Origin of the sequence: Paraburkholderia phytofirmans PsJN (genome assembly GCF_000020125.1) — a bacterium.
GTDB classification, from domain to species: Bacteria; Pseudomonadota; Gammaproteobacteria; order Burkholderiales; family Burkholderiaceae; genus Paraburkholderia; species Paraburkholderia phytofirmans.
In genome coordinates, this window is record NC_010681.1 from 1267276 (window position 1) to 1284849 (window position 17574).

Sequence of the window (17574 nt, forward strand, 5' to 3'; positions counted from 1 at the left end):
ACCCTTCCTGCTGCGCGTTAAACTTCATCCCATGGCTACTCAAATACTTGTTGTCGACGACGACGTCGAATTGCGCGATCTGCTCCGCGACTATCTGGCCCGCCAGGGCATCGAGGTTTCGGTGCTGCACGACGCGGGCTCGCTCGAGCGCAGGCTCGAACGCGAGCGCCCGGATCTGATCGTGCTCGACCTGATGATGCCGGGCGTCGACGGGCTCACCGCGCTGCGCAAGCTGCGCGCGTCGGGCGACGACATCCCCGTGATCATGCTCACGGCGCGGGCGGACGACGTCGACCGTATCGTCGGACTGGAACTCGGCGCGGACGACTACCTGGGCAAGCCGTTCAATCCGCGCGAGTTGCTGGCGCGCGTGCAGGCGGTGCTGCGCCGCCGCCGCACGCTGCCGTCAGCGGCGGCGCCGGAACAGCGCGAGCCGTTCAACTTCGGCCGCTTCACGCTGGACTTCCAGTCGCGCACGCTGCATCTGGAAGACAAGCCGCTCACGTTGTCGGGCAGCGAATTCGCGTTGCTGAAGATTTTCGTCAATCACCCCATGCGCACGCTCACGCGCGAGCGCCTGCTCGAATTGCTGCACGGCCCGGAATACGATGGCACCGACCGCGGCATCGACGTGCAGGTCTGGCGTCTGCGCCGCATTCTCGAAACCGACCCGTCCACGCCGCGCTTCATTCAAACGGTGCGCGGCCGCGGCTACGTGTTCGTGCCCGACGGCGAACAGCATGCGCCGGCCCATTGATTCGCTGTTCGGGCGGCTGGCGCTGCTAGTCGTCGCGGTGCTGCTGCTGTCGCATTTCGCGTGGTACGCGCTCATGCGCCTCGAGCGCAGTCAACTGCAAACGCGCTACGCGGTCGAAGAAGCCACTTTCCTCGTCGACGCGGTGCGTCAGCACGTCGCCCGGTCGCCGGATCAGCCCTTGCCGTCGCGCGTCAAACTGGTCGATCCGGCGAGCCCGGAAGTGCCGCCGGAGGTCGCGGACATGCCGCCGCCGCTCGAACGTTTCGTCGAAGACGCGCGCGACCGCATGCCGTCCGGCACGCAGGTGCGCATCGGCCAGCCGGGCCGGCCGCCCACGCTATGGGTGCGCGCCCCCTCCGACAAAAGCTGGATCGTCGTGCCGGTGCAGCCGTTGCGCACGCCACGCTCGCTCGACCGCACGGTGCTGTGGCTTGCCATCATTTTCTCGTTCGCGGTGATGGCGGCGCTGTTCGCCGCGTGGGCGCTGCAACAACCCTTGCGCTCGCTCGCCCAGGCGGTGGCGCGTTTCGGCCGCGGTCAGCCGGTGCCGCCTGTGCCGGAGCGCGGGCCGCGCGAGTTGCGTCAACTCACGCACGGTTTCAATCAGATGGTCCAGGAAGTGGCGCGCACGGAGAACGATCGCGCCGTGATGCTGGCGGGCGTGGCGCACGATCTGAAAACGCCGCTCGCGCGTTTGCGGTTGCGCGCCGAAATGATGGACGAAGTGAAGATGCGCGACGGCGTGGTGCGCGACGTCGATTCCATGACGCATATCGTCGAACAGTTTCTGGTGTTCGCGCACGACGGCGCCGATCGCAGCGAGGCGGTCGAAGTGGACGCGCAGTGCGAGCGGATCGTACGCAGCTATCGCGCGGTGACCTCCGGTACACCCACCGTGCAGACCGAACTCAACGCGGGGCCGGCGTTCCTGTTGCCGGCCGCCACGCTCGACCGGATTCTGTCGAACCTGCTCGACAACGCGCATGCCTACGGCGCGCCGCCGGTCGTCGTGGCCACGGAGCGTACCGCGCAAGGCTTCACTTTGTCGGTGAGCGACAGCGGCAGCGGCATCGCGGCTCAGGATCTGATCAACGCCAGCCGGCCGTTCGTGCGGCTCGATCCCGCGCGCGGCGGCAATGGCCATAGCGGCCTGGGGCTCGCCATTGTCGAGCGGCTGGTGCGGCGTGCGGGAGGAGAGTGGGAGATCGGCAACCACGGCGGCCGTGGGTTGCGAGTCTTGATGAGCTTTCCGCTCGACGTGTTGCCGCGGGTCGCGGCGGCCTCGGAGAGCGCTTGGGGTTGATAGGTGGATGCGCGCCGCGGGCTTGGGCAGTCCGTGTCGCGTCTTGAGATCCGAACGCAAGATTCGCAAGACGCGGCCGGCAGCCGGCGCGCTAGTCTGAGAACAACGTATTCAGCGCATTCGCCGCGTCGCTATCCACCGTATTCCACGTCACCGTTTCGGCTTCGAAAATATAGTGCGTGGTGTATTTGCCGAGACGCGCCAGGATCTCTTCCTGAATCAGTTCCGGCGCGACGTCCAGTTTCAGATACCACGCGGTAGACGACAAACGCGTCTGAAACGCGCCGTATTCAGCCAGCAGATGGTCGAACGCGTCAGCATCCTGATCGCGGCAGACGATGACCAAATTTCCCTTCATGCGAATCTCCCGTTAAAGCAGTAGCGGCAACCTCGATATCAGGGTCGATGATACCTGCTTCGTCAGGAATGCCCGAGGGCGGCTCTTGCCTTGCGTCAGCTTGCGGCGTGATTGCGCGCTGTTTGCCCACCGTTTGCGCTTCGCTTTTGCACCGTTTTTGCACCGCTTGCGCTTCGTTTCAAACGCCGGCGTCCGGCGTCTGCCGGACGCATTACCAGACGTTGGCCACCGTGCGGGCAGGCGGTGCGGTGTCGTCGGGCGGCAAGGCCTCGGTGCGGTCGCGGCCGCCCGATTTCGCCGCGTACAACGCCATGTCGGCGCGGCTCATGATCCGCTCGGGCAGATCGTCGGGCGAGAGTTCGGTAATGCCGATGCTCACGCTCAAGCCCACCGATGCCGGCAACTTCGGCGAAGGCATGGCCTTCAGGCGCAGCCGCAAGCGTTCGACGACTTCGTGGCCGCCGGCGAGATCCGTGGCCGGCAGCAGCAGGCCGAACTCTTCGCCGCCCAGGCGGCCGATCGCGTCGGCGCCGCGCAGTTCGGCGCGGCAGGTATCGACGAAATGTTCGAGCGCGCGGTCGCCGGCGGCGTGGCCGAAGCGGTCGTTGATCTGCTTGAAGTGGTCGAGGTCGGCGATCGCCATGCACAACGGTTCGTTGCCCGCGTGCGCGCGTTCTATCTCATGGCGCAGCAGGTCGAGGAAGTAGCGCCGCGACAGCGCGCCGGTCAGCGCGTCGTGGCGCGCTTCGGCCGACAGTAGCGTGTTGGCGGATTGCAATTGTTCGGCAAGGTCGCGCGTGGCGCGATGGTGGCGCCGCTCGCGCACATACGAGACCGTGATCACCCACGCCAGCGCGACCGTGCCGGCTAGCGTCAGAAACACCAGCAAATGATCGCGCTTGTGATTGCGCAGCAGTTCCGGCCAGGCCACGAGCGGATCGACCAGATGCGCGGACAGTCCCGAGTTCAGGCCGCCGCGCGTCTGATAGAGCGACGGCACGAGCCGCTCGGACATGCCGAACAGTTGCCCGGCCACGGCGGAGGGTACCCACGGCGCCTGTTCGCGTACCTGCGAGTCCACGCTGATATGGATGTCGGGAATCTGGTCGCGCAGATAGATGGCCTTGCGCTCGGCGGGTGTCATGTGCGAGACGCGCGAGTTCGGCAGCGCGCGGCCTTCGAGCTCGCTGTTGTGCGCCATGATGATGACGCCGTTGTCGTCGGCGACGAAGGTGCCGGCGTGCGCGACCCAATGGCGCAGCCGCGCGATGCCGACCTTGGCGACGACCACGCCGACCAGCAGACCGTCCGCGTAAGCCGGCGCGGCGATGAAGATGCCGGGCTCGCCGCTCGAGCGGCCAACGCCATAGGCTTCGGAGAACGCACCGAGCAGCGCGTTCGTCAGATAGCCGCGCACGCGCATGTCGGTGCCGACGAAAGAGCGCTCGGCCGCGAGCGGATTGTTGATGGAATTGCTCGAGGCAACGCACACACCGTTGGCGTTGACGAGCCAGATCTGGTCGAGCCCGGAGAAGCCTTGCGCGTCGTGCAGGAAATTGCTCACGGCGCTCATCTGCGTGTCTTTCAGCAAGGCGGCGCGCAGGACGGGTTCCGTCACTCCACTCTTCACGGCATAATTCTGGGATTGCACCAGAGCGCGCTGGACCACGTCCATTTCGGCCATGGTGGCGGGGATGGCGCGAGACATCGCAAGGTCGCTGGCGATCACCTCCGCCATGTTGTCCACGATCGAGGTGGACATTTGCCGCTGCGCACGCAGGGCTGCGTCCAGCTCTTGCTGTACCATCCGGTCCGCAACCATGCCGGCCACGAACCAGCAAACCAGGACGATCAGCATGAAGCTGACCGGCCCGGTTGCCTGGCGCAAGGTTGTCCTGTTCATCGACCCTCTGATCCGTCTGGCTGTGACATGCAACTAGCTCAATCGTGGCAGCGCGCTCGCGCAGTTTCACCGCTGTGGAAGCGGTCGGCAATACGCCGTCGCTGTGGCCCGGGATAATCCGATAACAGGCGTCGTCTCCTGATTTTAACCGTGATGGGGCCAGACGCCACCGTTATTGCGGGAATGCGAACTGCGTCCACCGCGCCCATCAGGTTCTTAACGGCAGCCCGGCCGGATTCTTGACGGTGGTTCGGGTTTGTCCGGTCAGTTGCTGGCCATCGCGGCAGCCGCCGCGAGGGTCGAAGAGGCGGCCGGTGCGCAACGATAAAAAATCGGCGCAAGCTCGGCGCATGCAGACCCAAGGGCGTTGAAAGCGGGTTCTCCGCTATTTACCGCTATTTGCCGCGAAAGGTTGTGCCTGAAACATAGGATGGTGTAGTGTCGTGCCGTCCAAAACAAGGAAAGCTCGCCAGCCCTTACGGGTGGCGCCTGCGGCGACAGGAGTCCGGCTTGACGGTTGCGGTCCTGGGCGCCTCGTCCATGACACATCCGTCGCCGGTTCACGTGTCTCCAACGCTAACGATTTACCGCGCCCACGCGTTTTGCCATGCCTGATTTCCGCTTTCCGGACCGATCTTCAGACCGCCGCGCCGAAGCCGCGGCCTCCTTGCTGTTCTTGAACGCCTGGTTCGACGGGGAGGGTATCTGATGGACTTCAGCTTCAACCTGAAGCGCACCGCTAATGCTTCGGCATGGCGGGTGCTGCCCAATCGTTGGGACTTCGTCGCCTTCCCGCTGATCATCTGCGTGATCGCCATGGCGGCGATCGGCTTTCACGAGACCTTGGCGCCCATGTCGACGCTCAAGACTCAAGCCATCTCGCTCGATCCGGCAAACCTGCCCGAATATGCAATGCGCACCACATTGCGCATGCTCGCGGCGATGGTCGCCTCGCTGATCTTCACGCTGGTGTACGGCACGCTCGCCGCCAAGAGCCGCCGCGCGGGTCTGGTGCTGGTGCCGATTCTCGACATCCTGCAGTCGGTGCCGGTGCTGGGCTACATTTCGTTTACGGTCACGTTCTTTTTAGCGCTGTTCCCGGGCCGCGTGCTCGGCGCCGAACTCGCGGCGATCTTCGCGATTTTCACGAGCCAGGCTTGGAACATGACGTTCAGCTTCTATCAGTCGCTGCGCACGGTGCCGCGCGATCTGGACGAAGTCTCGCGCGGCTTTCACCTGACTTCATGGCAGCGCTTCTGGAAGCTGGAAGTCCCGTTCTCGATGCCGGGCCTCATCTGGAACATGATGATGTCGATGTCGGGCGGCTGGTTCTTCGTGGTCGCCTCCGAGGCGATCACGGTCGGCAACAGAACGATCATCCTGCCGGGCATCGGCGCCTATCTCGCGCAGGCAATCTCGGACAAGAACCTGCACGCGATCGGCTGGGTGATCCTCGCCATGACGGTCGTGATTCTCGCCTACGACCAGTTCCTGTTCCGCCCGCTCGTCGCGTGGGCCGACAAGTTCCGCATGGAAAACACTAGTTCGGGCGACGCGCCGGAATCGTGGCTGCTCGATCTGATCCGCCGCACCCGCCTGATCCACCGCTTGCTGGTGCCGCTCGGCTGGATGTTCGCCAAGGCCGCGCGCGTGCCGTTCCGGCTGCCGGCATTCCAGGGACCGCGTTTCCAGATCCCGCAGATGCAGAAGAGTTCGCGCGTCGGCGATATGGTGTGGGCGGCGCTGGTGCTGCTCGCGACCGTCTACGTGGTGTATCGCGTCGTGATCTATGTGCGCACCGGCGTGTCGCTGGATGAAGTCTGGCACGTGTTCGTGCTCGGGCTGATCACGCTGCTGCGCGTGGTGGTGCTGATCGCGATCGCCTCCGTGATCTGGGTGCCGGTCGGCGTGCTGATCGGCTTGCGCCCGGCGCTTGCCGAGAAGATTCAGCCGATCGCGCAGTTTCTCGCCGCGTTCCCGGCCAACCTGCTGTTCCCGGTGTTCGTGATCGCGATTGTGCGCTTTCATCTGAACCCGGACATCTGGCTGTCGCCGCTGATCGTGCTCGGCACGCAGTGGTATATCCTGTTCAACGTGATTGCCGGCGCGACGTCGTATCCGAACGACTATCGCGAGGCGGCCAAGAACTTCCACATCCGCGGCTGGCAATGGTGGCGCCAGGCGATGCTGCCGGGCATTTTCCCGTACTACGTCACGGGCGCGATCACTGCGTCGGGCGGCGCGTGGAACGCGAGCATCGTCGCGGAATTCGTGCAGTGGGGCGACACCAAAGTGGCCGCGCACGGACTGGGCGCGTATATCGCGCAGTCCACCGCTGCGGGCGACTATCCGAAGATCATTGTGGGCATCGCCGTGATGTCCTTGTTCGTGACCCTGTTCAACCGCCTGCTGTGGCGTCCGATGTACGCCTACGCCGAAGCCAAGCTCCGGCTTGATTGAAGAAATGAAGGCCAAACGCGATGCAAAATCCTAAAGCTGCTATGACCGCCGCGCCGATCCAGACCCCGCCGAAGCCGCCGCGCCTCGGCGATGAGATCCTGCGCGTCAAGGACGTGTGCCGCGGGTTCAACAAGTCGCAGGGCGAACTGCTCGTCCTCGACGACGCCAACCTGTCGCTGCGCGAAGGCGAGATTGTCGGATTGCTGGGCCGTTCGGGCTCGGGCAAGTCGACGCTGTTGCGCATCATCGCAGGTCTGATCGAGCCGACCGACGGCGAAGTCACCTATATGGGCAAGCCGCTCGACGGCCCCGCCAAGGGTGTCGCGATGGTGTTCCAGACTTTCGCGCTGTTCCCGTGGCTGACCGTGCTGCAAAACGTGGAAGCGGGTCTCGAGGCGCAAGGCATCGGTGCGAGCGAACGGCGCACGCGCGCGCTGGCGGCGATCGACCTGATCGGTCTGGACGGTTTCGAAAACGCCTACCCGCGCGAGCTGTCGGGCGGCATGCGCCAGCGCGTCGGCTTTGCGCGCGCGCTGGTGGTCGACCCCACGCTGCTGCTGATGGACGAGCCGTTTTCCGCGCTCGACGTGCTGACCGCCGAAACGCTGCGTACCGACCTGCTCGATCTGTGGACGCAAGGCCGCATGCCGATCAAGGCCGTGCTGATCGTCACGCACAACATCGAGGAAGCGGTGTTCATGTGCGACCGCATCCTGGTGTTGTCGTCGAATCCGGGGCGCGTGATCGCCGAGATCAAGGTGCCGTTCAAGCATCCGCGTAACCGCCTCGATCCGGCGTTCCGCAAGCTGGTGGACGACATCTACGCGAAGATGACCGCGCGTCAGACCGACGAAAAGACCAGGAAGGGCCTCGAGTTGCACAGCTGGCTGCCGCATGTGTCGACCAACCTGATGGCCGGTCTGATCGAAACGCTGGCCGCCGCGCCGTACCACGGTCGCGCGGACATGCCGGAAATCGCGCGCTCGCTGCATCTGGAGGTCGACGATCTGTTCCCGGTTGCCGAAGTGCTGCAGCATCTCGGTTTCGCGGATATCCGCGAGGGCGACATTTTCCTGACGCCGCCGGCGCGTGTGTTCGCCGAGTTCGGCACTCAGGAACGCAAGATGATGTTCGCCGAACATCTGCTGCGTCACGTGCCGCTCGCCGCGCGAATCAAGAAGGTGCTCAACGAACGGCCGGGGCATCGCGCGCCGCGCGTGCGCTTCGAGCAGGAACTGGAGGATTTTCTGTCGGACAGCGCCGCGGAAGAGACGCTCGACGCGGTCATCAACTGGGGCCGTTATGGCGAGATCTTCTCGTACAACGACCAGACCGAAATCTTCAGTCTGGAAGACGTGGAGTCTTGAGCGCGTGGGCGCTGCGCGTTTGGATCGATCAAGACGCGCAAAGCCGGCTCAAAGCAAAAACGGCAGGGGCGACCCTGCCGTTTTTTCATTGCGGTGCAGTTATTGCAGACTGCCCCAGCGTGTGACGGCCGGTTCCGCGGACGCCCACTTCCAGCCCTTGTCCTGCTGACACGCGCTCGCCGTGTACCAATCCTCATGCGCGTTCGGGCCGTCGCCGTCCTGCACCGAGAAGACGAATTCCTTGCAGAGCGCGAGGGCCGAACCGAAGGCGCGCGTCACGCGCACCTGGCCGTGGCCGTTCTCGATCGGCAACGTGTGCTTGACCGCCCACGGACGCGTCTCGCCCACCGGCATGGCGCCCGCCAACGCGGCGATCATGTTCTGCTGATCGGTGTGCATGGTGCGCATGTAGCGGCCGACGGCCTCGTCGGTCGCGGCCTGCACGGCAATGCCGACGCCGATGCCGATGGCCGGATTGGATGTCACCAGCCCGGACGCGACGCCCGCTGCCGCGCCGCTCGCCGCGCCGACCGACGAGCAGCCGCTCGTCAGCACGCTTGCGCCAACGCAGAGCGCGCCGGCCAGCACGAGCCGCAGCCGGCTGCCGGACCAGGCAGCGAGGCGAGGGCGGCGCGCCGTGAGGGCAGCCGTGTGCGAACGCGCCGTCATTGCAACGCGCCCCAGCGTTCCGTGGCGGGTTCGGCCGACGCCCACTTCCAGTTGTCGCCGTCGCGGCAAATCGATGCCACGTAAAACGCGCTGCTTGCCGGCACGTTCTTGGTGGCCGCCTGATCGACGGAGAAGACGATTTCCTTGCAGTCGAGCGCGCCCGCGCTGATCGTGCGGCTGACGGTGACGCGGCCATGCTCGTCGTCTTCGATCGGCATCGAATGGGTCACGCTCCATGGCGCGATTGCGCCGACGTCGAGCGGCCCGGCGATTTTCGCGATACCGTCCTGCGTATTCGTGTGAACCACGCGCTCCGAATACTGCACGCCGGCGCGTGCCGCAGCCACCGCGCCGAGACCGATGCCGGTCGCGACGGCCGCGTTGCTGGTGACTTTCGCCGCGAGCGCGGCGCCTGCGATACCGGCGCCGGCGGTGGCGCCTTCCGAATAGAGCGAGCTACAGCCGCTCAGCGCCGACGAGATCGCCACAGCAAGAGCAACGAGCGCCGTTGCATTGGGACGTCCACGCCCGGCTGTTCGTTTTGCCCATACGGCCCACACCATACTTTTTTGCATTTCCCTGTCTCTGCTCCTGCAAGTGCCTTTCGTTCGTGCTCGAATAACCGCTGCGCGAACGAGTAACACGCGTTCCCCACCTAGCAATGCGTGTGCCGCATTTTGCAGGATGCTATTTGTAATTGGCAGAGGGAAAATGCAAGCAATTGCAAAAGATGGTGCGAGACAAAGGGGTTTCTGTTTGGGCGCAGCCTATTTTGATTGGCGGTGCGAACGGATTCTGTTCGGGGTTCAAGGCGCAGGAAGCAGGCTTTTTGCAGCGGCAGCTTACCCACAGAAGCCCGCATGCGCCCGATCATTTAGGCACGCGAGGCAAGCACTCACGCCGCTCCACTCCACACCACGCGTGGCACGGCATGAGTTTATTGCTCGGGTTCGTCTTCGGCGCTTTCGTCGCCGTAAGCGCTCAAGCGGTTGTACAAGGTTTTGAGACTCACGCCGAGTGCTTTGGCCGCGCGCCGTTTGTCGCCGCCGCAATATTTGAGCGTGCCGAGAATGATCTGCTTTTGCGCGTCGGCGAGCGGCGTGCCGATCCATACGCTCATCGCATCGCCCTGTGTCATCGGTTTTTTCACGCGCGACGCGAGATGCGGATGCGGCAGTTCCACGATCTTCTCCGCGAGAATGAACGCGCGATAGACCGCGTTCTTCAACTCGCGTACGTTGCCCGGCCATGACCATGTGCGCAGCGTTTCGATCGAGCGCTTGCTGAAACTTTTGCTCGTGCCTTCCTGCTGATTCAGCAGCGCGAGGAAGTGTTGCGCAAGCAGTTCGCGGTCGTTCTCGCGCTCGCGCAGCGGCGGCGCCCGCAGCGGAAAAACCGCAAGGCGGTACATGAGGTCTTCACGCAGGCCGTTTTCCTTGACCGCGATTGCGGGGTCGCGATTGGTGGCGGCGATCACGCGCACGTTGCCGCTAATCAGGTCATTGCCGCCGACCCGGTAGAACGTGCCGGTTTCCAGCGCGCGCAGCAGCTTGACCTGGCGCACCGGCGCCATCTCGGTAATTTCGTCGAGGAACAGCGTGCCGCCGTTCGCATGTTCGAAGTAGCCGACGCGGCCTTGGACCGCGCCCGTGAAGCTGCCTTTCTCGTGGCCGAACAGTTCGGCTTCGATGAGTTCGTCGGGAATCGCGCCGCAATTCACGGCGACGAATGGTGCTTCCTTGCGGTTGCTTTGATCGTGAATCGTGCGGGCAATCAACTCCTTGCCCGTGCCGGATTCGCCGATGATCAGCGCGGTCGCGTCAGTACCCGCGAAGCGCTCGATCTGTTGATACAAATCCAGCATCACCGGCGACGAGCCATACAGCAAGCCGTACGATTTGAGTCCCACGATGCCGTCCGCGACGCGCTGCTTCGCCATTGCCGAAGCATTGCCTCCGCCGGAGACGGTGGGCGAGGCGAGGTCGATTGACGCCATAAACGGGGGTCCTGTGCAAATGAGTTTGTTGTTACGGCGCGCAGGCCTGGAACGAGATTAACCAGCGAGCTCGCTATCTCTCAAAGATTGATTTAACCACTTTGGCACCGTTTTCGGCAAACGATCTGAGGGTTGAAAAAACACATTAGTGCACGTTCGGTCGAAAGTGCCTGGCTTGGTGTTTGCTTGCGGCGTCGAAGGCAAATTTACCGGGCACGGCGTTTGCAACTTCCATCCGACACGCGTGTGCTTTTTCTCGCGATTGCATAGCATATGTTGCGCTTGGGCAGCGATCGCCGCTCGCCAATTTGCAGCGTTATGCGCACTCGCCGGAACGCACGCGCAACGCCGAACTCAGACCAGGAGTGAATGATGACTGACACCACGCAACAGCTTGCACTCGGCGGCCAGAAGATTGTCGAGGATCTGCGGGTGCTGCTGAAGGACTCGGAAGAAATGTTGCGGCTGGTCGCCAATGTGCCCGGCGAGGGCGTCGGCGTGCTGCGCGACAAACTCGGCACGCATGTCGAAACCCTGCAGTCGGCGCTTGGCGATGCGCAGGAGAACGCGCAGCGGCGTTATCGGGCCGCCACCGTCAATACCGAACGCTACGTGCGGCAGAACCCGTGGCGTTCGATCGGCATCGCCGCGGGCGTCGGCTTTGTACTCGGCGTGCTGACCACGCGCTGAGCCGCATCCCGGTCTCAATCCGCTTCATGACGACAAGGAGTTCACGATGGCACGACCCAAAATCGGCATCTTCGGCGCGCTGATGGCGCTCGGCGGCTTTCTGGCAGTGCGCTACGTACAGCGGCGCAACCGCGCCGCGCAAATCCCCGTGGCGCGCGAGTTGGGCCGTTGGGAAAACGAGGGCGGCGCGGTCGCGGCGCCGCCTGCGCCGACCGCCAATCAGGCGACCACGGCCGGCGACATGGGTCCGAGCGCGCATGGCGCCAACGGCTCCGCTTACCCGAATGGCAACGGCGGCGCATGGCCGTTCCCGCGTAGTTGAGCAGTTTGTCCGCACTGCATCGCCGGCTCGCCGCAGTGACGGGCGGCGCCCGGTATGCCTTGCAAATTTGTCTCCGTAAAGCCTTATAATAGGTAAATAAACAACAATGACGGTTGGGGCGGGTGGGTTTGCCCTCATATTGTTGCAAGATTGAATCAAGTCGTCGGCTTGGCGCGTTGGGTCAGAGTTGGTGGGTGCTCACATTAGAGCCCGCGGCAACGGCGAAGCGCAGGTCGACGGCACGCATTTCAACATGCGCGTTTGCATGTTTTCCCATACCCACGCTTGCAGGCTTTCGAGACGCGATGCCACATGTACTGATTGTCGATGACGATGCCGGTACCCGCGAGGCACTTTCCGCCATCATCGGGGAAGATGGCCTGACCACCGCCACCGCGGGCGATTTGCGCGAAGCGCGCATTCAACTGGTCCGGCAGATGCCGGACGTCGTTTTTACGGACCTGAAGCTGCCGGACGGCAGCGGGGTCGACCTGTTCGAAGATCTCGATCCGCGCTCCGGCGTGGAGGTGATCGTGATTACCGGCCATGCCACGGTGGAGTCGGCCGTCAACGCGCTGAAGATGGGCGCCACCGACTACCTGGTGAAGCCGATCAACATGCAGCGCGTGAAGGCGATCCTCTCGCGCCTGCCGCGCGCCGGCGACCTGAAGGCGGAAATCGGCACGTTGCGCGGCGAGTTGCGCCGCATGGGCCGCTTCGGCCTGATGCTCGGCAATTCGCCGGCCATGCAGGAGGTCTACGACCAGATCGGTCGCGTTGCACCTACGGCGGCCTCGGTCATGCTGGTGGGCGAGTCGGGCACCGGCAAGGAAGTCGCCGCGCAGACGCTGCACCAGCTCAGCTTGCGTCGCAAGCACGCGTTTCTCGCGGTGAATTGCGGCGCGATTTCGCCGAATCTGATCGAATCCGAAATGTTCGGCCACGAGCGCGGTTCGTTTACCGGCGCGGACCGTCAGCACAAGGGCTATTTCGAGCGCGCGAACGGCGGCACGCTGTTCCTCGACGAAATCACCGAGATGCCGATCGAGTTGCAGGTCAAGCTGTTGCGCGTGCTGGAAACCGGCATGTTCATGCGGGTTGGCACGACCAAGGAAATTGAAACGGACGTGCGTCTGATCGCGGCGACCAACCGCGATCCCGAGCAGGCCGTGCTGGAAGGCAAGCTGCGGCTCGACTTGTACCACCGCTTGAACGTGTTCCCGATTAGCCTGCCGCCGTTGCGCGAGCGGGGCAAGGATGTGGAGCTGCTGGCCCAGGCGTTCCTCGACGAACTTAATGAGCGCCACAGCACGAAGAAGCATTTCCCCGCGGCCGTGAAGGACATGCTGATGTCCTACCCGTGGCCGGGCAATGTGCGCGAATTGAAGAACTACGTGCAGCGCGCGCACATCATGTCGGGTGCGGATTCGGACAGCACGGCAACGGTGCCGCTGCAGATCACGCTGTCGAAGCCCGCGGCCGGCACGGCGATTACGATTCCATTCGGCACGTCGCTCGCCGAAGCGGACCGTCAGTTGATTCTCGCCACGCTCGAGCAGTGCGGCGGCGTGAAGACGCGAGCCGCCGAGATTCTCGGCATCAGCCTGAAGACGCTGTATAACCGCCTCGTCGAGTACGGCAACGACGCGCGTGAAGACGGCGACGCCGCCGACGAATCGCGCGCACTGGGCGGCGCGGACGCTTAACGCGCCCACACCGCTCACAAGATAGACGCCATCCAGCCGGGGGCGCATCCGTAACGGCACAGGCCTTGCTGCGATTCAATGAAACGCAAACGAGGATAACAATATGCCGGACTACGCTGCCGCTCCCGCGCTTTCCCTGCCGATCCACGCTCACCGTCCCGAGCCGATCGAGCCGCCGTCACCGCCTCCGATTGCGCCGCCGAGTCCCGGTGAGCCCGACACTATTCCCGTTCCAGGTCCGAGTCCCGATCCGAGTCCGCAGCCGATCGAACCTATCGAGCCGGTCGCTCCGCCCATCGGCGATCCGCCGCCGCAGCCCACGCAAACGCCGCAAGCCGATCAGCGCCAGTCGTTCCGGACGCTACAAATCTAACTCTGACGCTCGCTGGGCGTTGCACCACAGTGCGGCGCAGTGATTTTATGTACTTGTTACAAAGCCGGCGCATCTTTTACCGGCAATTTACGGTGGCGACCCCTAGACTGTATGAGTGCCGCGAACCGGCGGCGGGCTTCCCCTGGAGGCGTGGATCATGAGACATCCAGCACTGCGACGTTCAGCGCGCCATTCGAAGCGCGATTCCCGGCCGGGCGGCAGCAAAGACAGCCCGCCGGAGCAGCACGACCCGGCGGGCCAGAACCGCATCGCGCCCGATGCCCCGCCAGACGGCGAGCACAACCAGGGCGGCGTGCGCCAGGAAGGCCTGGAATACCAGCGCGATCTCGGCTCGGAACAGGATGCTTGAGCCGATATGACGGCCGGCATGAGGCCTTCCGGTTTTGTCATACAAAGCAGAAAAAACTTCTTCGCGGTGAGGTGGCGCCGCGTGTTTCTGCTCGTTCGTCACATTTACATACATTTTTATTTCCGGCATCTCTAAAAACGGCACGCGACTTGCATGCATCTTTTCGACACATAGCCGTATGCAACGAAACAACTGAACTAGGTGGAGCACCAATGAGCAGACTGATCGTGGTATCGAATCGTGTCGCGCCGACGCAGGAAGGCCGTCCCGCAGCGGGCGGCCTCGCCATCGGCGTGCTGGACGCGCTGAAGGAAAGCGGCGGGGTGTGGTTCGGCTGGAGCGGCGAGACGGTGAGCGAGCCGAGCGCTCCGGTGATAGAAAAACAAGGCAACGTGACGTACGCGACGGTGGGCCTCACCAAGCGCGATTACGACCAGTACTACCGCGGATTTTCCAATGCGACGCTGTGGCCGACGTTCCACTATCGCAACGACCTGTCGCGCTACGACCGGCAGGAATACGCGGGCTATCAGCGCGTCAACGCAACGCTGGCGAAGCAGCTCAAGGCGCTGCTCAAGCCCGACGACATCATCTGGGTTCACGATTATCACCTGCTGCCGTTCGCACGCTGCCTGCGCGAACTGGGCGTGAAAAATCCGATCGGTTTCTTCCTGCACATTCCGTTTCCGGTGCCGGAAGTGCTGCGCACGATTCCGCCGCACGAAGAACTGGTCAAGGCCATGTGCAGCTATGACGTGATCGGCTTCCAGACTGATGCGGATCGCCAGTCGTTCGTCGACTTTATCGAGCGCGGCCAGCACGGCACCTCGAGCGAAGACGGCATGGTGCACGCGTATAACCGCTTCCTGAAAGTGGGCGCGTATCCGATCGGGATCTATCCGGACGCGATCGCCAAAGCCGCCGAGCAGTTCACCGACCGCAAGCCAGTGCGTAGCCTGCGCGACGGCATGCGCGGACGCAAGCTGATCATGAGCGTGGACCGCCTCGACTATTCGAAGGGTCTGGTGGAGCGCTTCCAGGCGTTCGAGCGGCTGCTGCTGAACGCGCCGGGTTGGCACGGGCGCGTGTCGCTGGTGCAGATCGCGCCGCCGACGCGCGCGGACGTGTCGACCTACCAGAGGATTCGTCAGACGCTCGAGGGCGAAGCGGGCCGCATCAACGGCCGGTTCGCGCAACTCGACTGGACGCCGATCCAGTACCTGAACCGCAAATACGAGCGCAATCTGCTGATGGCGCTGTTCCGTCAATCGCAGGTCGGCTATGTGACGCCGCTGCGCGACGGCATGAATCTCGTCGCGAAGGAATATGTCGCTTCGCAGGATCCGGCTGATCCGGGCGTGCTGGTGCTGTCGCAATTCGCCGGCGCCGCCGAGCAACTGCCCGGCGCGCTGGTCGTCAATCCGTTCGATCTGTCGCAGATGGCTGAGGCGCTGGAACGCGCACTGTCGATGCCGCTAGCCGAGCGTCAGGCGCGCCATGCCGACATGATGGCGCCGATGCGCGAGAACAATCTGTCCGTCTGGCGCGATACCTTCCTCGCGGATCTGCGCAACGTCGCGACGGCATCTTCGGTGACGGCCAAAGCGGTAAAGCTCGCTGACGTGACCGCGTCGTCGTTGCGGGATTGACGGTCGAGCGGCTGGCTTTGCAGCCGCGCGTGCTGGTCACGTCGTCTGATTGGCGGTTGTGGAAATTAGGAGAGAAGGGCGTGGCTCGCACGACGCGAGCCACGCCCTTTTTGTGTCGGCATATTGGAGCGGCGGAAAAAATCTCTTGCGGGAACTCAGGCCGGTTGCACGTTGGCTCGTTGCGTGACGCGCATCGTGCTGATCACCGCGGCGAGCGCCGAAAAGCACGCGGCCACGTAAAGCGCGACGGTCGGTCCATGTTGCGGCGCGATTCCGAAGATCAGCGCGACCAGCGCCGCGCCGAGCGTCTGGCCCGTCAGGCGCGCGGTGCCCAGCATGCCGCTTGCGCCGCCGCTGCGCTCGCGCGGCGCCGCGGACAGCATGGTGCGATTGTTCGGCGACTGAAAGATGCCGAAGCCGGCGCCGCACAAGGCCATTCGCCACGCGATCTGCATGGCGTCCGGATGCGCGCCGAGCGTGGCGAGCAGCAACAACCCGGCCGTCATCGCGGCAAGACCGACGCCGCCCAGCCATCCCGACGACACCTTGTCCGACAGCACGCCGGCAATCGGCGCCGCGATGATGATGACGGCAGGCCAGGGCGTCATGAGTAGCCCGGTCTCTACCTGCGATAAGCCGAGTGTGTCTTGCAACAGAAAGGGCAGCGACACGAAAGCGAGCATCTGCGCGCAGAACGAGCAGACCGAGGTGCCGATCGAGAGCGCAAAGATGGGAATCCTGAGCAAATCGATCGGCAGCAACGGAGCGGGCTGCGTCAACTGGCGGCGCACGAAGAAATAGCCGATCACGAGCGCGCCGAGCGCTTCCAGCGCGACGTAGCCGAATCCTTCGCCGTGGCCGAGGCCGTCGACGGCAAAGATCAGCAGGCCGAACACGAACGCGTTCATCACCGCGCTCGGATAGTCGTAGGGCGATTCGTGGCCGGGGTTCATCGGTAGCGCCTTGAAGCCGCCGACGATAGCCGCGATGCCGATCGGCACGTTGATGGCGAACAGCCATGGCCACGAGGCGACCGCGAGCACGCCGGAAGCGACAGTCGGCCCGACCGCCGACGACACCGCGACCACCATCGCGTTGATCGAGACGCCGCGCCCGAGCTGCGCGGGCGGATAGATCATGCGTACCAGCGCCGTATTCACGCTCATGATGCCTGCTGCGCCGAACCCCTGAATCACGCGAGCCAGCGCGAGGGTTGGCAGCGAAGTCGACAACGCGCAACCGAACGACGCCACCGTGAACAGAATCAGCCCCGCCAGATAGATACGCCGGTAGCCGATGCGGTCGCCGAGCGAGGCGAGCGGCAACAGCGAGATGGTGATCGCCAGCTGATAGGCGTTGACGACCCAGATCGAGCCGGCCGCGCTCGCGTGCAGGTTGCGCGCGATAGTGGGCAGCGCCACGTTGGCAATCGCGCTGTCGAGTACCGCGAGCGTGAGGGATAGCGCGATAACCAGCATCGCCCAGTAGCGCTGCGGAATCGGCAGGCCTTGTTCGGTGTCGTCGCGCAGCGATGGATCGGGGGCGAGTGTGTCGGCCGCTTCGGCGGCGATGGTGCCGTCGGCGCGGTTCTTGCGCGGTGGTTGTGCGTGCATCGATTGTTCGAGTTGTAGTGGGGCGGTTCGCCGCTCGC

At 64.1% G+C, this 17574-nt stretch carries 16 protein-coding genes; 10 read left to right on the plus strand and 6 right to left on the minus strand.

All coding sequences use genetic code 11. From position 1 onward, the window contains the following. Positions 1–31: 31 nt before the first annotated feature. Together BPHYT_RS05520 and BPHYT_RS05525 are read left to right on the plus strand one after the other, a co-directional pair. On the plus strand, positions 32–757 hold the full coding sequence (locus tag BPHYT_RS05520; protein WP_012432166.1) for a response regulator: 726 nt from the start codon (positions 32–34) through the stop codon (positions 755–757). Further along, on the plus strand, positions 741–2060 hold the full coding sequence (locus BPHYT_RS05525) for an ATP-binding protein (protein WP_012432167.1): 1320 nt from the start codon (positions 741–743) through the stop codon (positions 2058–2060). The genes BPHYT_RS05520 and BPHYT_RS05525 overlap by 17 nt, the downstream gene beginning before the upstream one ends. Before the next feature lie 91 nt (positions 2061–2151). Here BPHYT_RS05525 and BPHYT_RS05530 read toward each other — a convergent pair whose 3' ends face one another. Both BPHYT_RS05530 and BPHYT_RS05535 read right to left on the minus strand, forming a co-directional pair. After that, positions 2152–2418 carry a double-stranded DNA-specific endonuclease gene (locus tag BPHYT_RS05530; protein WP_007175813.1) on the minus strand — a complete coding sequence of 89 codons (267 nt, stop codon included), beginning with the start codon at positions 2416–2418 and terminating at the stop codon, positions 2152–2154. A gap of 211 nt (positions 2419–2629) precedes the next feature. Beyond that, on the minus strand, positions 2630–4321 hold the full coding sequence (locus BPHYT_RS05535; protein ID WP_012432168.1) for a sensor domain-containing diguanylate cyclase: 1692 nt from the start codon (positions 4319–4321) through the stop codon (positions 2630–2632). Positions 4322–5029: 708 nt separating this feature from the next. On the opposite strand from BPHYT_RS05535, the gene BPHYT_RS05540 reads away from it, so the two are divergent. Next, positions 5030–6781: an ABC transporter permease gene (locus tag BPHYT_RS05540; protein ID WP_012432169.1), complete on the plus strand. Its 1752-nt coding sequence runs from the start codon at positions 5030–5032 to the stop codon at positions 6779–6781. 20 nt (positions 6782–6801) lie between these two features. Continuing rightward, positions 6802–8148: an ABC transporter ATP-binding protein gene (locus tag BPHYT_RS05545; protein WP_012432170.1), complete on the plus strand. Its 1347-nt coding sequence runs from the start codon at positions 6802–6804 to the stop codon at positions 8146–8148. A 99-nt stretch (positions 8149–8247) separates the two neighbouring features. Here the strand turns inward: BPHYT_RS05545 and BPHYT_RS05550 are convergent, their stop codons facing one another. From BPHYT_RS05550 to BPHYT_RS05560, 3 genes are all read right to left on the minus strand, one after another. After that, positions 8248–8817 carry a hypothetical protein gene (locus tag BPHYT_RS05550; protein ID WP_012432171.1) on the minus strand — a complete coding sequence of 190 codons (570 nt, stop codon included), beginning with the start codon at positions 8815–8817 and terminating at the stop codon, positions 8248–8250. Next, on the minus strand, positions 8814–9392 hold the full coding sequence (locus BPHYT_RS05555; protein WP_012432172.1) for a hypothetical protein: 579 nt from the start codon (positions 9390–9392) through the stop codon (positions 8814–8816). Before BPHYT_RS05555 ends, BPHYT_RS05550 begins: the two co-directional genes overlap by 4 nt. A 362-nt stretch (positions 9393–9754) precedes the next feature. Further along, a complete protein-coding gene (locus BPHYT_RS05560; protein WP_012432173.1) occupies positions 9755–10813 on the minus strand; it encodes a sigma-54 interaction domain-containing protein in 1059 nt (352 codons plus the stop codon). A 372-nt stretch (positions 10814–11185) separates the two neighbouring features. On the opposite strand from BPHYT_RS05560, the gene BPHYT_RS05565 reads away from it, so the two are divergent. The 6 genes from BPHYT_RS05565 (at position 11186) to otsA (ending at position 15923) form a co-directional block, all read left to right on the plus strand. Beyond that, positions 11186–11503, plus strand: coding sequence for a DUF883 family protein (locus BPHYT_RS05565; protein WP_012432174.1), 318 nt, complete (start codon positions 11186–11188; stop codon positions 11501–11503). 46 nt (positions 11504–11549) lie between these two features. Next, positions 11550–11825 carry a hypothetical protein gene (locus BPHYT_RS05570; RefSeq protein ID WP_012432175.1) on the plus strand — a complete coding sequence of 92 codons (276 nt, stop codon included), beginning with the start codon at positions 11550–11552 and terminating at the stop codon, positions 11823–11825. A 305-nt stretch (positions 11826–12130) separates the two neighbouring features. Beyond that, positions 12131–13531 carry a sigma-54-dependent transcriptional regulator gene (locus tag BPHYT_RS05575; protein WP_012432176.1) on the plus strand — a complete coding sequence of 467 codons (1401 nt, stop codon included), beginning with the start codon at positions 12131–12133 and terminating at the stop codon, positions 13529–13531. A 103-nt stretch (positions 13532–13634) separates the two neighbouring features. After that, the gene (locus BPHYT_RS05580; protein ID WP_012432177.1) at positions 13635–13904 is read left to right on the plus strand and encodes a hypothetical protein; all 270 of its coding nucleotides are present in this window, start codon (positions 13635–13637) and stop codon (positions 13902–13904) included. Positions 13905–14061: 157 nt separating this feature from the next. Further along, positions 14062–14274, plus strand: a complete 213-nt coding sequence (locus tag BPHYT_RS37120) for a hypothetical protein (protein WP_012432178.1) — start codon at positions 14062–14064, stop codon at positions 14272–14274. Between the two features lie 212 nt (positions 14275–14486). Beyond that, the gene (gene otsA, locus BPHYT_RS05590; protein WP_012432179.1) at positions 14487–15923 is read left to right on the plus strand and encodes an alpha,alpha-trehalose-phosphate synthase (UDP-forming); all 1437 of its coding nucleotides are present in this window, start codon (positions 14487–14489) and stop codon (positions 15921–15923) included. 155 nt (positions 15924–16078) lie between these two features. Here the strand turns inward: otsA and BPHYT_RS05595 are convergent, their stop codons facing one another. Continuing rightward, on the minus strand, positions 16079–17536 hold the full coding sequence (locus BPHYT_RS05595; protein ID WP_012432180.1) for an MFS transporter: 1458 nt from the start codon (positions 17534–17536) through the stop codon (positions 16079–16081). Between the last annotated feature and the right edge of the window lie 38 nt (positions 17537–17574).

Coding starts and splice junctions, on each gene's coding strand:
- BPHYT_RS37120 (WP_012432178.1), top strand. CDS start 14,062: ATGAGACATCCAGCACTGCGACGTTCAGCGCGCCATTCGAAGCGCGAT.
- BPHYT_RS05520 (WP_012432166.1), top strand. CDS start 32: ATGGCTACTCAAATACTTGTTGTCGACGACGACGTCGAATTGCGCGAT.
- BPHYT_RS05580 (WP_012432177.1), top strand. CDS start 13,635: ATGCCGGACTACGCTGCCGCTCCCGCGCTTTCCCTGCCGATCCACGCT.
- BPHYT_RS05550 (WP_012432171.1), bottom strand. CDS start 8,817: ATGACGGCGCGTTCGCACACGGCTGCCCTCACGGCGCGCCGCCCTCGC.
- BPHYT_RS05530 (WP_007175813.1), bottom strand. CDS start 2,418: ATGAAGGGAAATTTGGTCATCGTCTGCCGCGATCAGGATGCTGACGCG.
- BPHYT_RS05565 (WP_012432174.1), top strand. CDS start 11,186: ATGACTGACACCACGCAACAGCTTGCACTCGGCGGCCAGAAGATTGTC.
- BPHYT_RS05575 (WP_012432176.1), top strand. CDS start 12,131: ATGCCACATGTACTGATTGTCGATGACGATGCCGGTACCCGCGAGGCA.
- BPHYT_RS05535 (WP_012432168.1), bottom strand. CDS start 4,321: ATGAACAGGACAACCTTGCGCCAGGCAACCGGGCCGGTCAGCTTCATG.
- BPHYT_RS05595 (WP_012432180.1), bottom strand. CDS start 17,536: ATGCACGCACAACCACCGCGCAAGAACCGCGCCGACGGCACCATCGCC.
- otsA (WP_012432179.1), top strand. CDS start 14,487: ATGAGCAGACTGATCGTGGTATCGAATCGTGTCGCGCCGACGCAGGAA.
- BPHYT_RS05545 (WP_012432170.1), top strand. CDS start 6,802: ATGCAAAATCCTAAAGCTGCTATGACCGCCGCGCCGATCCAGACCCCG.
- BPHYT_RS05560 (WP_012432173.1), bottom strand. CDS start 10,813: ATGGCGTCAATCGACCTCGCCTCGCCCACCGTCTCCGGCGGAGGCAAT.
- BPHYT_RS05540 (WP_012432169.1), top strand. CDS start 5,030: ATGGACTTCAGCTTCAACCTGAAGCGCACCGCTAATGCTTCGGCATGG.
- BPHYT_RS05570 (WP_012432175.1), top strand. CDS start 11,550: ATGGCACGACCCAAAATCGGCATCTTCGGCGCGCTGATGGCGCTCGGC.
- BPHYT_RS05555 (WP_012432172.1), bottom strand. CDS start 9,392: ATGCAAAAAAGTATGGTGTGGGCCGTATGGGCAAAACGAACAGCCGGG.
- BPHYT_RS05525 (WP_012432167.1), top strand. CDS start 741: ATGCGCCGGCCCATTGATTCGCTGTTCGGGCGGCTGGCGCTGCTAGTC.